Genomic DNA, 20,294 nt, shown 5'->3' on the forward strand with positions numbered 1-20,294 from the left:
GCATTACCATTTTCTTTTATCTCCTTTATCTTTTGCCCTAAAGCTATAACTACAATATAGGCAGTGTGTAGTTCTGTTATTTATACAAAACAGATTTAAACACAAAGGCTATGCTTCTTTTAAACTCTTTTGTAATAGGAAATTTTAGATAGTAATTTAAGACAACAAAACTTAGATAAAAAAAGAGAGTTGACAGTTACAGCATTTAAGGTGACAAAAGAGAAAGGGGCGGGTAGATTAAAATTAGGATATAAAAAAAGATGTGGTGTTTAGCCACATCTTTCTATCTAGAGCTGTTAGTGTTAAGCCTTTTTCAAATCAATTGTGAGAATCTTGTGATTAAACTCAGAGTTAACTTTATCTAAGGTGCTTCTTTGAATTTTGAAGAACTCAAGATCCTTGGTAATGTTATCAATTAATGACAGAGCGTCATCTGAAATGGCCACTGCCTGATTGGCAACCTCATGAGAGGTCTGAGCAATATTGCTAATGCTCTGCATGTTGGATGAAATCTCAGATGTAGCTGTGGTCTGCTCCTCAGCTGCAGTGGCAATCTGAGTAATCTGGGCATTAACCTCATTAACGCTGTTCATAATGGTGTTGAGGGTTGACTCAAGCTCGCCTGCCTTTTCAGCAACCTTCTCCATCTGTACTACAGACTCATTCATAGAATCAGTTGCAGTCTTGGAGTCCTCCTGAATAGAGCGCACCATGGCGGTAATTTCCTGAGTTGATTTTGAAGTGCGCGAGGCCAGGGCACGCACTTCATCGGCAACCACAGCAAAGCCTCTGCCTGCCTCACCGGCACGGGCAGCCTCAATGGCGGCGTTTAAGGCCAGGAGGTTGGTCTGAGCTGCAATCTCATCAATGGTGCCAACGATAGAACCAATCTTCTGGCTCTGCTCGGCAAGACGCATAACCTTTTCAGCATCTTCACGGGTAAATACACTCTGTTCTTTAATTGAAGCTACAGTTGAACGTACCTTATCTACACCGATATTGGTCTCATTACGGGCAACCTCAGAGGTCTGAGAGGCAATATAGCAGTTCTTGGCAATATCAGAAGTGGTTGAAACCATCTGATTGGCAGCAGCTGCTACAGTAATTGACTGATTTTCTGCATCGTGGGCGCCATCTCTGATCTGCTTTGAGGCAGCGTTGAGATCCTTTGACTCTGTAGCCAGAATATTTGAAGTTACAACAACCTTAGCCAGGGTATTTGACAGAGTATCTATTATATCGCGGTTAGACTCATAAATATCACCGATTTCATCGTGAGGGAATTTCTTGGCATCAAGCTCAATGGCGAAGTTACCATTTCTGATCTCAAGAGCTGTATCCTTGATGGTGTGGGTGTGATTCACTATGTATTTTGAGATGATATAGGCAATTGACTGTGCAATGATTACACCTAAAACAGTCAGGGAGATAACTATATATAAAGAAGTTGTCAGATTCAGTTTGCTGGCCTCATCCGATAAAATGCGGTTATAGTTTAAGGTAATCTCCTGGAAGTTCTTGGTGGCTATAGACATGGAGGCTGCAATTCGTGTGCTTAAAAGCTTCATGGCCTCATCTTCCATACCGCGCTCAAGATATGGGAGGTAGCCTTCTGAAATCAGATTGGCTACTTCTCTCATTGAGTTTCTTGTCTCTACAACCTTATCGGTGAAGATATTTGTTTTTGGTGTTGACTCGGCCCACTCTAAAGCCTTGACCATTTCACCTACAACGATACGGCCAGTTTCAATATACTGTTTGCTGGTTGCATCGACTACTAAGATATCGGTGACCCAGTCTCTGACCTTGTCATATCTGTCATTTAATAAAAAGGTACGGTGCATATCAACATTGATAGTATGTTTTAATTGCTTTTCTACTTGGACAGAAACCTGAATAGCATAGATGGCAACAGCAGCCACGATCAACGCCAGTATGGTAACCAGGGTGAAACCACCAAGCAGCTTGGCTTTGATGGATAGGTTTTTAATGAAGGACATTGTTGAACCTCAGATGATTTTAAATTATTGCAGTCAAATAGAGTTAGGTAGATTACTCAAAATCACAGCACCAGCAGTCTACAGTGCAGTAAATTGACAGATGAAATGATATCAATCGAGGTAAAATAGATTTTAAAGAGATCCACAACCATAAAATTAATATCAAAATCAAATGTTATTACTGTTATAAATTGCAAAAATCTAAAAAAATGAATAATATTTTTTTTGTTTTAGTGCTGATTCTTTAAGTAACCTGCATTTTTTCAAATCAATGACTACAATTATAGAATATTTTTTTGGCAATCTCAACGAATTTTTCTAACTAAATCACATTTTTAATGATTAACAATGATAAGATATTTTGGTCAATAATTTATTTACATAAGCTGGCAATGATGGCTTAAAAATCACAGAAAATGTTAATATTAGTATAGTTAGTAACCATATATTAAGTTTATACTTGAAGGGGTGTGGTAGAGTAGTGTGGAAAAACATTTTTAAAAACAATATGTTACTTTCAAAAGTTGTGTTGATAAAATATTCATCAACGACGGTGGTCAAGGGATGCTTCATATAAAAGTCTACTTTATAAAAACATATACTACTAATCTAAAAATCTATTGTATGAGTATTATATAAAAGAATCTTACAGTGGTGCTTGGAATTAAATAATAGATTATAATGTTATTAATTTTTATAATTTACTAATTTTTTGTAATATGATAATTAAATTAGTTTTGATTCTAGTATGCTCGATACAAATATTGACATTGATTTATTATAATTAACAGTAATTTTAAGGAATAGTTTAGTATATATGCTAATAATAATTTACTTCATTTTTAATAATTTTATGCTGCTATATCATTTAAGTAACCTATTTTAAATGATTTAAGATATGTTATCTTTTATACTGTAAAAAATGCTCCACAATCACTCCTCAAGAACATAAAAATACCTTTAAATAATTGATTTAATTACAAAAAATATGCTATCTTGCCTATATTGGTGGCTACATGTTTAAAAAAATACATAAGTTAAAAAATGTCAGACAATTTTTTAATGAAGTTTTATGGCGAAATTATAAGAATGTGTCACATCACATTTAATTTCAGCCGATTATTAAAAATATGAGTCTACCTCATATGTAGTTCTTTAAAAATTTATCAAACCACTATTTTTTGTCCAATAGATGTCCAAAAGCCGACTTTATTGGTGATTGGGATATATTTAGGGATATGGCTTTACCACTGAGCAGCAGTGGTTGATGTTGTGTATGGACTTATTCAGAGTGTCCAAAGAACTCAATCAGACGATGCAGAGTATAATCAAGAGGTCTGCTTCTGAATTTTTCAGCAATACTCTTAAAGGTAGGTGGGCGTCCTGAGTTATCGGTATTAGCGCTATTCCTTATAAAGGAGTGGATGTTGTGCACTATTTTATTTATGCCCACATGGTTGGCAATTAAATTATCGTTGCATGACTGTAGGTCGTCCTGGGCTAAAGAGCCACAGTCAAGGTGTCCATGATGGTAAGTCTCAATTGCCCAGTACTCATCAATACTCCGCGCAATCTGATGTAGTGTTGATTCTTCACCATACTGCAGAGAGCTTATATAGTATCGGGTGTTAGATGTGCTGCTAACCTCTTTACCATTAATGATTTTTGATGTCGCCTTGGTATACATCACGATAGTGTTGATATTAGCGTATAAGCCTCTGACCTCATCGCTAAGAAGAGAGCCGTCCAATATGGATATCTCAATCTTTTCTTTGCGAGAGTGCCCTGTTTCTTGCCTACTTACAGTTAAAGCATCCTTAGCCAGCGATGAGGAAAATATCTCAGATAACGCCGCATTTAGCTTTTTCCTGATATTCTTTTTGATTGGCAGAAGATAATCGCAACCTTTCTGAGTTATAAGCTTTGCAATATATGGCGTGCTGTTAAGAGCATCAGCCATAATTACCGCATCTTTTATTTCAGTGGTCGAGAACATCTGAATAAAGGCAAGGCCTTCGTTATTTTTCTTGTTCGTCAGATAGTAGTCTAAGGCCAGCTTTTCAGTGCAGTTATATAGAGTAACAGCAATCTTCTTTTTCCTGCGACTCTGCTCTCCTTTAACAAACGTGCTTATCAGCTCCTGTCCATCAAAGGCTAGAGTATTTTTTATTGGAAGTACAATTCTTTCACTGTTTTTAGCCTCTTCTGGCGTATTCATGGCTTTTGTTACAGCGCGAGGTATTACACCAAAGAACTCAGTAAAAAACTTACTCATTTGCTCCTGATCAACCATACGTAAAACTCTGTTTACACTGGCAGGAGACAAAGAATGTTCAGGATCAGGCATACCATCGATTAGTGCGTGTAGCTGAAGATAATTTTGATTATAAAATTCAGCAATCTCATTTGCATCGGTTCGCCCCTGCAATTTTGCAAACAGTATGACACACAACACAACGTCCAAGGTATAGACCAGAGAGTTTTCACTTCGTGTATCTATAAAGAGCCTTCTGATTTTTTGCTGAAAATTAAGAATTTGATCGAGCTTTGATGATTTAAGTCTCTTAAGCATTTTTTGCAAGGACAAAAATTCAATCTCAATGTCATCTTCAAGCTTCTCTATTTCATAATCAATATCAAATTGATTTTTAGAGAATTTATTAAGAGTCTGATTAATACGCCTATTTCTGTATTTTTCTTCAAAGGACAATGATGCCTTAGGTATAGCAGATCTGGAACGCGATCTCGCTACAACATCTTGTAATCCCTGTGAAACCTGAAATACAGTCATAAAAACCAAAACGAAAGTTAAACTTTCATTATTTGATCAGAATCACGAAAATAGCACAAGCTATTTTATTGAAGTTTGATCCTTAGCTCACAAAAATATTTAAAATGAGATTTATAGCAAAAAACCAATAGTGGTTAGATAGATTTTTAAAGAGCTACATAATCAGGGTAGACCTGATTAAATTTTAACTATGGCCTTATTATAAAATGTGATGTGACACATTCCCGTAATTTCGCCATAATGAAGTTTTTAGTAACATAAAAGCATACAAAGGCTGTGTTTTAATTTTATACTAGGCTAGTTGTGTTAAATATTGTATGACAGTATTCATAAGATGAAACGGCGTTTTAATATTCAATTTACTGCCATTTTAGTGTACTTTGTATTTTTATCTTTTTAGATTGTTATTAGTTTTATAGGTGGAAAGAGCCCAGATTGATGCACTAAGAGTTGATTTTATTTATATTTTATCAGTAATACCACTATCTTCTGCAGGGCCTTTAAACTTTAATTATTATGGTTTTAACTACTAATTGACAAGTACAGTAAAAGAACCAAAATAAAAGGCCGCCAGAGGCGACCTTTTGCATACTAATCACGATTTAGAGTTTTAAATTTGCGATTAAAGTAGAGCAGGGCATCACGCTCATTGACCTGTATATGCTTAAGCTCCACAAAGTAAAGATTGTGGGTGCCAAGCTCATCCTGTTTGGCAATTACGCCCTCAAGTGAGGATATGGCATTTTTATTTACAGGCTGAAAAAGCTTGCCTTCAATCCATGAAGGATCTGCAAGACGCTCTTGCATAGTTGAGCCTTTCATACCTGCAAAGTGGGCAGTAATGTCATCCTGACCTGCAGAGAGCACATTTACACACATAGTGCCGTTTTGCTCAAAGACTTTGTTCATCTGGCTTCTTTTGTAAACACATACTAAAACTGTAGGTGGAGTGTCTGTGATTGACATTACAGCTGTCACTGTAATGCCGCACTTACCGCCAGATCCGTTTGTGGTAACGACACTGACAGCAGCGGCCAGATTTGCCATTGAATCTTTGAACTTTAAGTGCTGCTCTTCTACATCATTGCTCATAAACTTATCCTGTCTTTTTATTGATTATTTGAGTAGGTCATCAATTTTTACCAGATCCTCATTGTTATGATAGATAGGGTTCTTCCAGCAGTTTCTATCATAATCTGCCATACATCTGTCAATCAGATCGGTCATCTGCTGCATGACACCTGACTGCTTGGCCTGTCTTAGACACTGCATACGGATCTTATCCTGTGTAATTGATCTCATAGAGCTCATGACGACCGCCAAACTCTGAGCCGATGGCATCCCACATCAGTCTGAGAATCTTGATACGCTCCTCATAATCCATACCGTTAGAGCCACGTACATATTTGGCCAGGTATTTTTCAATCTCAGGATTGTTCATATCGCGGATTGATGATGGCAGATAGACAAGATCTGAAGTGAGGTTACGCTCTACAATATTCTTAATCTTGGTGTAGGCCATTGGAGCTAATACACTATAGGTCATAATTGACTTGGTGTCAGGCATCCAGGCGCCGCCGTTCCACTCTTTAGCTTCAGCCCACATAGCATCGCTCAGAGCCCAGAACATATGTCTCCTGGTTACAACTTCACCTAAATCAGCCTGTACGTCGCTAAACTCTGAGACACCGGTGCACTCTAATGACTTTTGCAGCAGGCCGGCAAGGAAGTCAAGTTTGACTGCAAAGCGGGTACAGGCCTGGAATGGGAACAGACGGGCAAAGCCACCGACCATGGTTCAGGAACGGGCGCGGTCAAAGTCACGGTAGATAAGTACGTTCTCCCATGGTATTAATACATTATCAAGAACTAAAATGGCATCATTTTCATCAAAGCGTGATGACAATGGGTAGTCAAATGGTGATCCTGTTACACCTGCAACAAATTCATATGAGGCACGTGAGATAAGTTTGACACCAGGAGCATCCATTGGAGCTACGAACATTAAGGCAAAGTCTGGAACGGTGCCCATAACGTAAGCTGAACCAAAGCCTATGAAGTTGTAGTGGGTTAAAGCTGAGTTTGTAGCTACTACCTCCCCACCTGATACAATAATACCTGCATCAGTTTCCTTTACGAGCTTGATGTATACGTCCTATACCTCATTTACAGGCTTATGTCTGTCAATAGGCGGATTTACAATAGCGTGGTTGAAGTACAGTACGCTTTCCTGAATTCTCTTATACCAGTTTCTGGCATTTTGCTCATATGGGCCATAGAACTCTGGGTAGGCACCTAAAACGTTACCAAAGGCTGCCTTATAATCTGGGGTACGGCCCATCTAGCCATAGCTTAAACGTGACCACTTGGCAATAGCATCACGCTGCTGTCTTACTTCATCCTTGCTTCTTGCATATCTGAAGAACTTGTGGGTATAACCGATGCTGCCTGCATCAGTTTCCCAGCACAGTACATCTTTGTACTGAGGATCATGAAGAGCGTCATAAATGCGGCCTATTAAGCCTAAATTCTGCATGCCCTATAGTATACAAGATCTTAGAGAACGCATGGTTTAAACCAGCTCTATAGCCGACAGATCAACACCTAATGCACCTAGGATGATTTTTTGGGTTTTTGTCAGAGCCTTGGTCAGAAAAATATCCGATTTCGAGCGTTTAATACTTATATCATCAAGCTCTCTTAGTAGTTTCTCATAGGTCATTTTAATAAAGCGTTTTGGCTCTTCGACCTTTAACTTATTTATAACTTCCTGTATAAAGCTGTGTACAACTAGAGCCATAAAAATCACAAACATTTTACCTCTTGCAGTATTAGAGTTATGAATTTTTAATCTATCGCAGTCTAAAGTGTTCTTGGCAGTATCAAAGATCTTTTCCTGCACATCTTTGTGCCTGTAGGCAGACAGTACATCAGCGCCACTAAGATCAGAGTTAGTAGTAAACAGTGCAAAAAAGCCAAGCAGCTTCTGAGCTTTTATTATTTTATCTTCATCCTCTTTAAATACGTATCCACAAGGGTTACTGTCATCTTTTATGCAATTGTGAAACTTGCACAGAGACTTAGCTTTTCTTTGTGTTATTGGCATACCATCATCATTAACTTCCTTGATTTTTTCAATCTCAGCGGCAACTTCTTGACTGAGTATTTTATTATCGTCATAACACTTATTCATATCATGGTAAATATGCAGGACCCCTTTTACATCTTCTATTGTATGCTCTATGTGATGGCCGTAAATTCCTGGATATTCAGACAATTCATATTTTGGCAACCTATATGCCTGAGAGTTAGACAGAGCCTCAATAACCTCAAGGGCTTGCTTATACCTGCTAAGAGAAACACCAACAATGAGTTTTAGCCCAGCATTGTCAAGAAAAGTAATACCTTTCTGGCTAAAGAAACCTCTGTCAAAGGTGCAGACATTGCGCGTGCTGATACCAAGACGCTTGGCATCATTGATTACGTATGGTAGTTGCGTAGAATCATTCAGAGAGCCATTGTACATTGAATAATACAGTGGCTTTTTACTTTTTATACTTGAGAACATGCCAAGATTAACCTGTGGCAAATCCTCTTTATCTCTGTTATAACCAAACTCAGCATGCTGTATCTCTTGTGCATATGAGGAAAATGAAGTTACGTCGTAACATATTGCCTCATTCAAATCCTTATGTTTTTTCAGCCATAATTCGAAAAATGAATCTATATCTTCCTGTTCACAAAGAGAAAACAGCCTTGATATTGTTGAATCACTAACAGAGCCAATCTCAGGCTCATCAAAGACAAATGTCTTTGAAAAGTCATCAATATTACTCATAGTTGAATCACCAGAGGCTATAAGACATGCTGTTGCAGTTAAATAGTCAGACTCTTTTTTATCAAAGATATTTTTTATACAGTCGCTCAAACCTGTATTTTCAAAAATCTTTTTTAATATCAGAGAGCTGCCTTTAACAACATCACCATTAACCACAGGTACACCATGAGATATAGATGTAATCTTTGAACCTCTTTTTTGCTTTTTAGCTTTACGCTCTTCCTTTTTATCTAATACCACCTGAGGGATGGCCGCACCGGTAATAGCAAAATATTTGTCATTAGGGTGAAACAGTGTTGGATCAGTCTCACTGACTCGACCAACGATAACAGACTTATTGCGGGACTGTCCTTTTTCATTTCTAAAAAAGGAAGTGTACATATACAGATATTTAATAGGCCTGCCACCACGTATTTCAGACTGTGTATAGCACCTGCTTTGAGGAACAGCATATGTTATTTCGTAATAAATCATGAAAAGCCCCTAAAATCACTACTATACAAATAACTTAAACTGGTAATATATAGTATACAGAAAAACAATAAAAAAGCAATGAGTTTTACTAAAAAAATCATTGCTAACAGTAAATTATTTAAAAAATGATCAGTAAATATAAATGGCTGGGCAAACTACTATATATTGCATGAAAAATTTAGGATTAAGGCAGCTGAGTTTCTAAAGGCAGGGTGGGTAGTAATATCATCTACTCTCTTGCCATAGGCAAAGATTTAACGACCATCGCGGAATGATTCAAAAAGATCTTTGGAGTTGAAAAGACGCTTTTTATCTTTTTTCGAGCTAAAAATTACTCATAAGACCATATAAAAAAACACCACTCCACGGATCTTCTAACACAAGATCGTCAGATCTTCTTCGCAATATTCAACATGATAAACTCAACACTCTTGAAGAGTCGCAAAAAGATCTTGTAGAAACCTTCAAACAGAATAGGGTGTTGTTTACAATATCATTTTTTATACGCATTTTTATACTATGTCTTTTCTAATTTATAAGGCTTAGAGTGTAGGCACTATTAAAAATAAGGAAAATACATATATGAAGATTTTGCACAAGGTTCCACTGCAGGCAGCCATTATTTTTGTGCTGCTTAGCATACTCTCCTTTATGTCAGTAAGTCCTTTTAGTGAGGTCAGCAATAAAAATTTTATCTCCGATCTGGATTTTGTAAGTGGTGCCAGCGCTTTTTGCCTGGCCTCCATAGTCATAATTCTGGCCCTAAAAAACAGGCTTTTAGACAGTGTACTGCCTCTTGATAGTATCTACAGACTGCACAAATACCTGGGTATTGGCGCTGCTGTTATTCTGTGCGCTCATGTCTACTGCCATGATATTGTAAAACCTGTACTGCCTTTTTTGCGCGATCTTTTAGATGCCAGTAATGATGCACCTGTTAATAGAATACCTGGTATTTTTGAGATAGTGGGCAGAAAGACAGCTGAGAATATAGGTGAGTATCTTGCCATTGCTGGCCTTGTAATTTTGCTTGCCACCTTTATAAACAGGATCTCCTATAAAAGATGGCTCTCATTGCATCATATCTTTGCCTATTTGTATCTTTTATGTGCTCTGCACATTCTGCCTCTTATCACATCTGACAATATTATAAGTCCTCTAGGTTTTGCCTTTGTAATTTTAACTGTAGCAGGCTCCATCTCTGCTGTGGTTATTATCATGCACTATCACAATAGCCTTGGCTCTTATAAAGTTAAAAAGCTTAAAAGCTCAGTTACAGGCAATATGATTTTTTTAAAGCTTGATGCCTCGAGACTTGGCAATATAAGCAAGGATGATTCACACTTTTATCTGTTAAAGACCCAGGGTTTTAACTATCATCCATTTACCGGTGTCTATGATGATAAAGAGGATGCGCTTGAATTTGCCATAAGAGAGCATGGCTCCTTTACCTCATATCTTAAAAACAATATTGATAAGATTGATGAGTTTACACTAAAAGGTCCATTTGGCGCCTTTAAGGCCAGACTGCCAGATGAGGGACACAAGGCTGTCTATATTGCCAATGGCGTAGGTGTCATAACCTTTGTGCCATTTATGCGTGAGATTATACGCAGCTCCATATTAAAAGGTGATATAAGCTTTGTCTTTATTGCCCGTGATCAGGATGATCCGGCCTTAGGTTTTGTAAACAATGAGCTTGAGGCTCTAAAGGCTATAAACATCAAGGTTAAAGTCCTTTATACAAAATATGACGGCAGACCTGATGATGCATTTTTTGTTAAGGCTTTATCTGGTGCTGACATGGTGTATGCCTCTGGCAGCAGCTCCATGATTGCCACTATAAAAAGAGCCAGCCGCCGCGCCTGCAATAAAGGCTATGTGCTGCATCATGAGTATATCAACTTTAGAAAACTGCTCTAGTATGTACTTTACAGCTTAATAGGCGCATTGTTTTAAAATAAATTGAGGCTGGATTTTTATTAAAACAAAGCCTCAATGCTATTTGATATTTGAATTAATTAGTGCTCTAAAAGGCATAGTTAAGAGCAAGATTAAGACCGTAATTATTCTCGGAGGATAACTGTGCACTGCCTCCTGCTATAAGAGTAAAGTTACTGTTTATGGCTTTTTGAGCAGACAGCTGCACTCTTATAAAGTCTTTATCCTCGTTATGACCGCAAATATGCATAGATGAGCCGTCCATAAAGCTAACAGTCATACCATCATAAGCTCCGCACAATGCTCTTTGATAGCCAGCTGAGGCCATTACTGATGCAAAGCTAAAATCATATGTAAGCTCAAGTCCTATATCTGCATTGGTTCTAAAGTCAGTCTGTGCATCAACTATATGTGACACAATGCCGGCACCGCTTTCTGTAAAGCTCTGATTGCGATAGCCCATGACACTTAGCATGGCATAAGATCTTAGATGGTCAGAAAGTATGAATTTATGGCACTGACACCTATAAGGTTGTGTTTTAGCTCTTCAAATACAGTGCCACCTAAGGCATTTACTACAGGATCCAAAGTGCCTTCATTGCCATTGGCATTGATTAAAAGTTTATTGTAATTAGCCATGGCATCCTTATAGCCTATAGCTAGGGTGTCATCACTTTCATAGATCTCTTTAAGATCATCAAAGGAGTTGAAATCAGCGCCCTGCGTATCAAACAGTACTGACAGTCCATGACTGTTGTTTATAACTTTAATATCTTCTCTTTGATTGTAATATTCATAGCCTTTTAAAAAATCATCATCATTTTCAAAATTGACACTGATTATATTGCTGTCAAAGGCCACGCCATGCATGCCGCGTCCATCTTTATTGGCCACCATGATGCCACCTACATGTGAGCCATGCTCCCTCTCCTCTTAGTCAGTAGTAGCAGGGGCATTAACCATGATGTCAAAGGAGTTGTTTTTATTAAAGGCACTGTGGGCATAGTTTACAGGCAGATCGGCAATACCCATGGTTATACCATGTCCGGTAAAACTAAGAGCATAGGCTGCAGAGGCATTGACTATAGATAAAACAGAGCTGCCCATACCCTTATATTCAACATTTTCATAGGATTTAACTCTTGTATCAAACTGAGCCTGAGTCAGGCCGTAGTTTTGTGCAAAGTGTAAGGCAGCATAGGCATCGGGATATATAAGAAAAAAGCCAAGCATTAAAGCACTTTTTTAATCATATAAAACTCCGGCTCCAAAATTTTGCATCTATCTTGCTTAAATTATATATATTTTAAAAATTCATACAATATAATAAAATTTATACTTTTAATTCCTGATTTATCATGGGTTTTACAGTACTCTGACCGCTTTTTAAGTTGTTGTAGAGTTTTATTTTACCTTAAGGCAGTAAATATTTTAGTAGAGTAATATTTTTTTATTTTATTAAGTATTATGCTTACATTATATTGAATCTTAAGTGGCAGGTGAAGGGTTTCACTTATGTTATGGGTATAAAAAAGCCCTGTGCTGACAGGGCTTTGAGACACAAGAGACAACAAGTAAATCATTTAGCTTCTGAGACATTAAAGTCTGTAGAGCTCTGCTCCTTAACGCTCTTATCGCCAGGGCAGGTCATATTGTTAAGAGCACCATGGGAGGCTATATATAAAGGTACGTCTGGCAGGGCTCTGTCGGTAAAGGATAGAACTGTAACCTTGCACTTGTCTTTAAGCTTGGCCATTTCCTTGGCTTTGTAGTAGACAGAATCCATAATATTGATATCAAGTATTACAGCCTTGCTCTTTGAGGTAATCATTTTATTGTTCCTAAAGTCTACGCTAAAGAGTGAGACAGGAATATCGGTAATCACAAGAGGCATTTTTAAAATTTCAGGTATAAGACTGTTGAGCGCTCTATTGTCAACCATCTGCACCAAAAAATCATAGCTTACATAAAGACCTGCATAGGATGAGGTGCTTTTCTTTTTGTTAAAGACAATTTTATCCTCGCCTGAGCCATAGTTGGCAACAGTCAGAATGCCGTTGACAGGGGTATTGATTTTGCCTGTTAGTCCATCAGAGCCAAAAGGGAAGACTACAGTTGTGCTCTGGTATTTTTTCTCAATGCGGTGTTTGGTCTGAACATCACGGATAATAAGATATTCAAGCTCGCCGTCCAGCTCTTCAAATTCATCTAAAACCACCTGATTGACCGCAAAGTGATCGGTTTTAAATACGGTCTGTAGGGTGTAGGCATGAGCCTGTGTACATAAAAAGGCACATGATAGCAGTGCTGTTAGCTGTTTTAACATGGCAAATCTCCACAAACATTTTTCTTCAATTATAGAATTATGAATGCATTTTGTACAAAAATATATGTTTTTTAAGTTAAAAAGTTATAAGAGTGTAACAAAAAAATTAAAAATTACTTTCTTTAGTGCCTGCAGCTCCTTGCTCTTACATGGCACTCTTTGTAAAAGATGCATTGAGATCTGTATTTGCAGTGTAAATATGCTATATTCTGCCTCAAATAACAGTTGATGAATTTTTAAAGGCTACAGGATATATATAAGATGTCAGATAACAAAATTAAAGGACCTTTGGACAAGGTAGTAGATTTTCTGCATATGACAGAGCAAAAGATAAGTTTTAGTGTAAACTTTGACAGTGCCTTTATGCCCCGTCTGCAGGAGGTATGCGCACGTGTCGGCACTATAAATCTTGATATTGCCTTTTACAGGGACATGCAGGGACTGCATACGCTTGAGGGTGACATCTCAACTAATGTATCTTTAATCTGTCAGCGCTGCTTTGAGCCATTTGACACAGTGCTTAGGACTCATTTTAAATCAACCTCGGACTTTGAGCTTGCAAGCTCACTGCGTATTGAGGACAAGCTTGACTTTATTGAGCTTGATGATGAAGGTCGTCTTAATCTTCTTGAGTATCTTGAGGACTGTCTGCTCCTTGCTATGCCTATATCTGCCATGCATGATGAGGATGATGATAAGTGCAAACTTACAGGCAGCTCCTGGAGCTATGGCAAAGAAGAGGTAAAAGAGGATAATCCTTTTGCGGCCCTGGCCTCACTTAAAGGAACCTTAAAGAATTAAGCGCTGTTTTTGGCACAAATTTGCTCTTGGTTTTAGCGCTATGACAGTATACGCAAAAAACTTTTTGTAAAAATAGTGACAAAGTGCATTAAATTATGTAGAATTATGCGCTTAGAAAACACAACAGTGTTTTTTATCTAATTTATAAATGCATTGCAGCTCTATAAGATGCTGCAGTCGTTCCCACATTTTAATGTGGTTGATTTGAGTTTTACAGTCGCGGGAGCAGATTACTCTCCGCAAATTGATGAAAATTTTAGGAGACACAAATGGCCGTTCCACAGAACCATCAGTCCCGTTCACGTCGTGACAAGCGTCGTACCCACGATGCTTTAACAGCACGTCAGCTTTCAGTTGATCCAACCTCAGGTGAGGTTCATATCCGTCATCACGTAACCGAGAATGGTTACTACCGTGGCGTTAAGGTTATCGACGTTAAAGACGCTGAATAATCTATAAACTGATTTTTAGAACAGGGAACGGGGCATTATGTTTAACATAAGGCCCTGTTTTATTATTATGCAGGATAAAAAAGATATTACTCTCGCCCTCGATCTTACAGGCTCCACTCTGCCTGATAATGATATAGCAGGGGCTTTGAATTTTGCCCATACCTTGTATCCTTCACTCAAGGTACATGTTTTTGGCTCTGACAGTTTAAAAGAAGCCATGCAGTGTGGGAAAATTGACGAAAAATTCTATGTTTTTCACAATGCACGGGCCTTAGATACAACAAAAAACCCGCAGCAGAGCGCATCTGATGGCAACTGTGCCACTGCACTTGCTCTTTTAATGACTTTAAATAAAGAGAGCATGGCAACTGTAAGTATGTCAGATGGCATCTATCTGTCTGCCATGTCCCGTCATATTGTAGGCGCCTACAGTGAAACACTCTCACTTGCCTCAAAAATACCCACAGGAGCTAAAAGCTATCTTTTAATGCTTGATATGGGTGCTAATGTGGCAGTAGGGGCTGATGATCTGCTAAAATTTGCTATATTAGGCTCTGCTTGTGCCAGGGTTTATTTAGATAAAGAGGCCCCAAGGGTCAGACTTTTAAATGCTCTTGGTGATGATGTAAGATTAAATCCTATGGCCTATGATGCCAATATCTACCTTAAAAAGGACAGCAGTATAAGATATGACGGTTTTATCGCACCTGATAAAATTTTTCTTACAGATGCCAATGTAATTGTGTCTGATGCCAATACTGCAAATACAGCACTCAAGGCAGCCAAGGGTATTGCCGATGCCTATGACAGTGGTTCATCCATTTCCCGTTTTTTAAGCAAAATGATGCGTCCTGACTGGCTGACACCATGGCAGTACAATGCTTCTGTGATTTTAGGTCTCAAAGAAAATGTCATTGCCTGTCATGCAAGACAAGGCAAGGATGCTTTGGCTCTTGCTGTGGTTGAGGCTGTACTTGCCTGTGAGCATAATCTTGCGCAGAGTATGTATAACAATCTGACATCAGACAAGAAAATATAGATAAGATTTTTATTTTTTTAGCTAAATTGTCTTTGTGTTATAATCGGATAAATTTTGTGTAATGCCGTAAAGGCCCTTTATAAGTGGTGATGTTTTGTATACCAAGATCCTAGGCACTGGTGGTTATCTGCCAGAAACAATACGAACAAATGCCGACCTTGAGAAAATGGTCGAGACCTCCAATGAATGGATTGTAGAGCGCACCGGAATTTTAGAGCGCCGCATAGCCTCAGAGAATGAAACAGCTGCTTTTATGGGGGCTAAAGCAGGAGCTTTGGCTATTGAGGAGAGTGGCCTTGATGTAGATGATATTGATGCCATTATCTGTGCTACAACCTCATCACAAAACGCTTTCCCGTCTAGTGCCTGTGAGATTGGCAGGATACTTGGAATTAAAAAGGCCTTTGCCTTTGATGTGGCTGCCGCCTGTGCAGGCTTTTCCTATGCCTACAGTGTAGCCCATGCCATGATTATGTCAGGACAGGCCAAAAATATTCTGGTAGTAGGTGTAGACAGCCTCTCTAAGGCCTGCGATCCTAATGACAGAACTACAATTATTCTCTTTGGTGACGGAGCCGGTGCCATAGTGCTTGGCAAAAGTGCCGAGCAGGGTACACTTGCTGTAAATCTAGGATCCGATCCGTCATGTGGCGATCTGCTGCTTTTACCTAACCTGTCACGTGAGCACAAGGATAGAGATGCCTATCTGTTCATGAAGGGCAATGATGTGTTCAAAAGAGCAGTATCAGTACTTGCAAAGCTTGTATCAGATACTCTTGAGATGGCCGGCATGACTGATGCAGATCTGGATTTTCTTGTGCCGCATCAGGCCAATCTGCGCATTATCAGCGTCACAGCACGCAAACTGCATATGGACATGTCTCAGGTTATAGTTACGCTTGATAAGCAGGGTAATACCTCAGCAGCCTCAGTGCCTCTGGCTCTTGATGAAGGCATAAGATCAGGGCGCATTATACGCGGCAACACTCTGTTGCTAGAATCATTCGGTGGTGGTTTTACCTGGGGTGCAGCCCTGGTACGCTATTAACCCCTCTTGTAAGATACCTTTAAATGAAAAGGTATCTTTTCCTTTTAAGGAGAAATCTTTATGAAAAAGTACGCAGCCGTATTTCCAGGTCAGGGCTCACAGTCAGTAGGTATGCTCTCATCTGTAATGGATAATGACATTGTAAAGCAGACCTATGCCCAGGCCTCAGAGGCTTTAGGCTATGATATGCTTGATCTTACTCTAAACGGTCCTGAGAGTGAGCTGAACAAGACTGAAGTTACACAGCCTGCCATTTTAACTGCATCTATTGCAGCTTTCAGACTGTTTATGCAAAAGGCTCATGCCCCATGTGCCTTTGCAGGACACTCCTTAGGTGAGTACTCAGCCTTAGTGGCTGCAGGTGCCATTGATTTTGCCGATGCTCTGCGTCTGGTGCGTCTGCGTGGTCAGGCCATGCAGGAGGCGGTACCAGCAGGCGAGGGTGCCATGATGGCTGTTTTAGGTCTTGATGATGAGATTGTTATTGAGGCCTGTAAAGAGGCAAGTGTTGGTGATGATGCCGTATGGGCTGCCAATTTCAATACACCAGGTCAGGTTGTAATATCAGGCTGTGCCAAAGCTGTAGCCCGTGCCGGTGAAATTTTAACTGCCAGGGGTGCCCGCCGCACTGTAGCTCTTGCTGTATCTGCTCCATCACACTGCCCGCTGATGCAAAGTGCAGCTGACAGATTAAATGAGGCTCTGTCTCACATTGAGGTTAAAGATGTGACAACTCCTGTCTATGTCAATGCCTATGCCAAAGCCATAAGCTTAAAGGATGAGATTGTAAAGGCTTTAATTTTACAGCTTACAGGTCCTGTACGCTGGGTTGAGACTGTAGTGCAGCTTAAAAATGATGGCTGCGAGGCTTTAATTGAAGTAGGTCCTGGCAAGGTTCTGACCGGACTTAACCGCAAGATTGACAAGAGCCTTGGTGCCGGTAATGTTTTTGATATGGACTCACTTGAAAAGAGTCTTGAGGCAATAGCCTAATACCTTAGGAGATGATATATGTTTAACTTGGATTTTTCATCTAAGATTGTACTTGTAACCGGTGCCTCACGCGGTATCGGCAAGGGCATTGCCGAGCACTTTGCAGCTCTTGGTGCCACTGTATGCGGTACTGCCACATCACAGGCAGGTGCCGATGCCATCACTGCCTATCTGGATGGTAAGGGTTTTGGCTTTGTCATGAACAGCCTTGATCTTGACTCAGTTGACGCTCTGCTGCCAGCTGTTATTGAAAAGTGCGGTGCTGCACCTGACATTTTAGTCAATAATGCAGGTATAACCAAAGACGGTCTGTTCATGCGCATGAAAAATGAAGACTGGGATTCTGTAATTACCTGTAATCTTACAGCTGTAGCCAGGCTGACCAAGGCCTGCATGAGCCCAATGCTTAAAAAGAGAGCTGGCAGAATTATCAATATTACCTCAATCTCAGGTCAGACAGGTAATGGCGGTCAGTGCAACTACTCAGCTGCCAAGGCAGGCTTAATCGGCTTTACCAGATCTCTTGCCATGGAGTTGGGCTCACGCGGTATTACTGTAAACTGTGTAGCCCCTGGCTTTATCGAGACTGATATGACTGCTGCTTTAAATGAGGAGCAGACCAAAGCCTGGGTTAACAATATACCTTTAAAGAGAGGCGGTAGTGTGGACGATGTGGCAGGCTCTGTAGTCTTTTTAGCCTCAGATCTGGCAGCCTACATTACAGGCTCCACTATTGATGTAAATGGTGGTTTACACTGTAATTAATGAAAAATTGTGATATATGGCATTTAAACTTTAAATATGTGATATTTTCACTACCAAAAAATTTTTAAAACATATATAATCACAATCGAAATTTTTTTTAGGTTCCGGCATAGTGTCGGCAACTGCTAACTAAGGACAGAACTGTGTAACGCACAGTCTGATCAGGAAACAAATGAGCAATACCATTGAAGATCGTGTAAAAAAGATTATCGTTGATATGTTAGGTGCAGATCCTGACGCAGTAGTTCCTGAAGCATCATTCGTTGACGACCTAGGTGCTGATTCTCTTGATACTGTAGAGTTAGTAATGGCTCTAGAGGAAGAGTTTGAGACCGAAATCCCTGATGAAGAAGCTGAGAACATCAATACTGTTCAGGCAGCAATCGACTACATCAAAGCTCATCAGGAGTAATATGAGGCGGCGGATTATATCCGCCGTTGATGTGTTAAGTTAGGGAGATGCTAGTCATCTCTTTATTTGTTTATAAATCGTCAAATTTGGAGGCATATACGGTGCAAAAGCGCAGGGTTGTAGTTACCGGTCTAGGCATGTTGAGTCCAGTGGGTAATACTGCAGAAGAATCTTTTAAAGCTCTATGTGCAGGCAAGAGCGGCATCTCCACCATTGAGCATTTCGACACCAGCGCCTTTAGTGTAAAAATAGCTGGTCTTATAAAGAATTTTAATCCTGAAGATTGGGGCATCAGCCGTAAAGATGAGCGCAAGATGGATCTGTTTATACAGTATGGTATAGCAGCCGGCATCATGGCTTTTGCAGACTCAGGACTTGAGGTTAATGAGAGCAATGCTCACCGCATTGGTACTATGGTAGGTTCTGGTATCGGCGGTCTTGGTCTTATAGAACAGAATATTACAGCTCTTGTGGCCAAGGGCCCAAGAGGCATCAGTCCTTTCTTCGTACCTTCAACCATTATCAACATGGTTTCAGGTCATTTATCTATTTTAAAGGGACTGCGCGGACCTAATCTTGCAACAGTTACAGCCTGTGCCTCAGGTACACATGCAATAGGTCTTTCAGCTCGTCTTATCGCCTGCGGCGATGCAGATGCCATGATCTGCGGCGGCTCTGAGAAAGCCTCAACACAGATGGGTATTGGCGGCTTCAGCGCCCTTAAGGCTTTATCTACACGCAATGATGAACCAGAGCGTGCTTCACGTCCATGGGATGTTGATCGTGACGGCTTTGTTCTCGGCGACGGTGCCGGTGTTCTGGTACTTGAAGAGTATGAGCATGCCAAGGCACGTGGTGCCAAGATCTATGCTGAGCTTGTAGGTTTTGGTATGAGCGGTGACGCCTACCACATGACTGCCACAGCAGAAGATGGTTCTGGTGCACGTCTGTCTATGGAAAATGCCATCAGAGATGCTGGCATCAAGGCAGAGCAGATTGGCTATATCAATGCTCACGGTACTTCAACCCATATTGGTGATTTATCAGAGCTGCGTGCTGTCAAGAACATATTTGGTGAGGCTCCTGAGAACACATGCATGAGCTCAACCAAGTCAATGACAGGTCACCTCTTAGGTGCAGCAGGCGCCATTGAGGCTGTTATTACCACTATGGCAGTGCATGATCAGATCTGTCCTCCAACCATCAACCTCGACAATCCTGATCCTGAAGTAGGTGGATTTAACCTGGTTGCCAATGTGGCACAGAGCAGAAGCTTTGAATATGCTCTGACCAATAGCTTTGGTTTTGGTGGCACAAATGGTTCATTAATCTTTAAAAAGATATAAGAATCAAAGTCCATAATTAAAAAAGCTCGGATCTCCCGGGCTTTTTTGATTGATAGCGCAAAAAAATG

The 20,294-nt window shown here is 39.8% G+C and carries 18 protein-coding genes and 2 pseudogenes; 9 read left to right on the top strand and 11 right to left on the bottom strand.

Annotated elements, in window-relative coordinates; translation table 11 throughout:
- Window positions 1–302 precede the first annotated feature (302 nt).
- The 7 genes and pseudogenes from DRZ93_RS00855 to DRZ93_RS00875 form a co-directional block, all read right to left on the bottom strand.
- The gene (locus DRZ93_RS00855; RefSeq protein WP_113745528.1) at window positions 303–2,000 is read right to left on the bottom strand and encodes a methyl-accepting chemotaxis protein; all 1,698 of its coding nucleotides are present in this window, start codon (window positions 1,998–2,000) and stop codon (window positions 303–305) included.
- 1,282 nt (window positions 2,001–3,282) lie between these two features.
- Window positions 3,283–4,791: an ISAs1 family transposase gene (locus DRZ93_RS00860; RefSeq protein WP_113745529.1), complete on the bottom strand. Its 1,509-nt coding sequence runs from the start codon at window positions 4,789–4,791 to the stop codon at window positions 3,283–3,285.
- Window positions 4,792–5,382: 591 nt separating this feature from the next.
- Window positions 5,383–5,883 (bottom strand): 4-hydroxyphenylacetate 3-monooxygenase, reductase component, encoded by a 501-nt coding sequence (gene hpaC, locus DRZ93_RS00865; RefSeq protein WP_113745530.1) that lies wholly within the window; start codon window positions 5,881–5,883, stop codon window positions 5,383–5,385.
- A 24-nt stretch (window positions 5,884–5,907) separates the two neighbouring features.
- Complete coding sequence (locus DRZ93_RS13625; protein WP_218564228.1) at window positions 5,908–6,102, bottom strand: hypothetical protein; 195 nt, start codon at window positions 6,100–6,102, stop codon at window positions 5,908–5,910.
- A complete protein-coding gene (locus DRZ93_RS13630) occupies window positions 6,071–6,586 on the bottom strand; it encodes a 4-hydroxyphenylacetate 3-hydroxylase C-terminal domain-containing protein (protein WP_218564229.1) in 516 nt (171 codons plus the stop codon). The genes DRZ93_RS13625 and DRZ93_RS13630 overlap by 32 nt, the downstream gene beginning before the upstream one ends.
- Window positions 6,587–6,589: 3 nt before the next feature.
- A pseudogene (locus tag DRZ93_RS13730) lies at window positions 6,590–7,327 on the bottom strand (4-hydroxyphenylacetate 3-hydroxylase N-terminal domain-containing protein).
- A 36-nt stretch (window positions 7,328–7,363) separates the two neighbouring features.
- The gene (locus DRZ93_RS00875) at window positions 7,364–9,103 is read right to left on the bottom strand and encodes an IS1634 family transposase (RefSeq protein ID WP_113745531.1); all 1,740 of its coding nucleotides are present in this window, start codon (window positions 9,101–9,103) and stop codon (window positions 7,364–7,366) included.
- A gap of 582 nt (window positions 9,104–9,685) precedes the next feature.
- Between DRZ93_RS00875 and DRZ93_RS00880 the strand changes: the two genes are divergently transcribed.
- Window positions 9,686–11,026, top strand: coding sequence for a ferric reductase-like transmembrane domain-containing protein (locus DRZ93_RS00880; protein WP_113745532.1), 1,341 nt, complete (start codon window positions 9,686–9,688; stop codon window positions 11,024–11,026).
- 106 nt (window positions 11,027–11,132) lie between these two features.
- Here DRZ93_RS00880 and DRZ93_RS00885 read toward each other — a convergent pair whose 3' ends face one another.
- The 4 genes and pseudogenes from DRZ93_RS00885 to DRZ93_RS00900 form a co-directional block, all read right to left on the bottom strand.
- Window positions 11,133–11,519: an autotransporter outer membrane beta-barrel domain-containing protein gene (locus DRZ93_RS00885; RefSeq protein ID WP_113745533.1), complete on the bottom strand. Its 387-nt coding sequence runs from the start codon at window positions 11,517–11,519 to the stop codon at window positions 11,133–11,135.
- Between the two features lie 11 nt (window positions 11,520–11,530).
- A pseudogene (locus tag DRZ93_RS00890) lies at window positions 11,531–11,962 on the bottom strand (S8 family serine peptidase); the annotation flags it as partial.
- Window positions 11,963–11,977: 15 nt separating this feature from the next.
- Window positions 11,978–12,277 carry a hypothetical protein gene (locus DRZ93_RS00895; RefSeq protein ID WP_113745535.1) on the bottom strand — a complete coding sequence of 100 codons (300 nt, stop codon included), beginning with the start codon at window positions 12,275–12,277 and terminating at the stop codon, window positions 11,978–11,980.
- A gap of 346 nt (window positions 12,278–12,623) precedes the next feature.
- Window positions 12,624–13,370: a hypothetical protein gene (locus tag DRZ93_RS00900; protein WP_113744282.1), complete on the bottom strand. Its 747-nt coding sequence runs from the start codon at window positions 13,368–13,370 to the stop codon at window positions 12,624–12,626.
- Window positions 13,371–13,631: 261 nt separating this feature from the next.
- Between DRZ93_RS00900 and DRZ93_RS00910 the strand changes: the two genes are divergently transcribed.
- The 8 genes from DRZ93_RS00910 (at window position 13,632) to fabF (ending at window position 20,226) form a co-directional block, all read left to right on the top strand.
- On the top strand, window positions 13,632–14,171 hold the full coding sequence (locus tag DRZ93_RS00910) for a YceD family protein (RefSeq protein WP_113744283.1): 540 nt from the start codon (window positions 13,632–13,634) through the stop codon (window positions 14,169–14,171).
- 269 nt (window positions 14,172–14,440) lie between these two features.
- Window positions 14,441–14,623 carry a 50S ribosomal protein L32 gene (gene rpmF, locus DRZ93_RS00915; RefSeq protein WP_113744284.1) on the top strand — a complete coding sequence of 61 codons (183 nt, stop codon included), beginning with the start codon at window positions 14,441–14,443 and terminating at the stop codon, window positions 14,621–14,623.
- A 67-nt stretch (window positions 14,624–14,690) separates the two neighbouring features.
- A complete protein-coding gene (locus DRZ93_RS00920) occupies window positions 14,691–15,662 on the top strand; it encodes a hypothetical protein (protein ID WP_172457980.1) in 972 nt (323 codons plus the stop codon).
- 94 nt (window positions 15,663–15,756) lie between these two features.
- A complete protein-coding gene (locus DRZ93_RS00925; protein WP_113745538.1) occupies window positions 15,757–16,710 on the top strand; it encodes a beta-ketoacyl-ACP synthase III in 954 nt (317 codons plus the stop codon).
- A 60-nt stretch (window positions 16,711–16,770) separates the two neighbouring features.
- Window positions 16,771–17,703, top strand: coding sequence for an ACP S-malonyltransferase (fabD, locus tag DRZ93_RS00930; protein WP_113745539.1), 933 nt, complete (start codon window positions 16,771–16,773; stop codon window positions 17,701–17,703).
- A gap of 27 nt (window positions 17,704–17,730) precedes the next feature.
- On the top strand, window positions 17,731–18,468 hold the full coding sequence (gene fabG, locus DRZ93_RS00935; RefSeq protein WP_425450891.1) for a 3-oxoacyl-[acyl-carrier-protein] reductase: 738 nt from the start codon (window positions 17,731–17,733) through the stop codon (window positions 18,466–18,468).
- Window positions 18,469–18,640: 172 nt separating this feature from the next.
- A complete protein-coding gene (acpP, locus tag DRZ93_RS00940) occupies window positions 18,641–18,880 on the top strand; it encodes an acyl carrier protein (protein WP_113744289.1) in 240 nt (79 codons plus the stop codon).
- A gap of 101 nt (window positions 18,881–18,981) precedes the next feature.
- A complete protein-coding gene (gene fabF / locus DRZ93_RS00945) occupies window positions 18,982–20,226 on the top strand; it encodes a beta-ketoacyl-ACP synthase II (protein WP_113744290.1) in 1,245 nt (414 codons plus the stop codon).
- Window positions 20,227–20,294 lie beyond the last annotated feature (68 nt).

This window comes from Anaerobiospirillum thomasii (genome assembly GCF_900445255.1).
Lineage (GTDB): Bacteria > Pseudomonadota > Gammaproteobacteria > Enterobacterales > Succinivibrionaceae > Anaerobiospirillum_A > Anaerobiospirillum_A thomasii.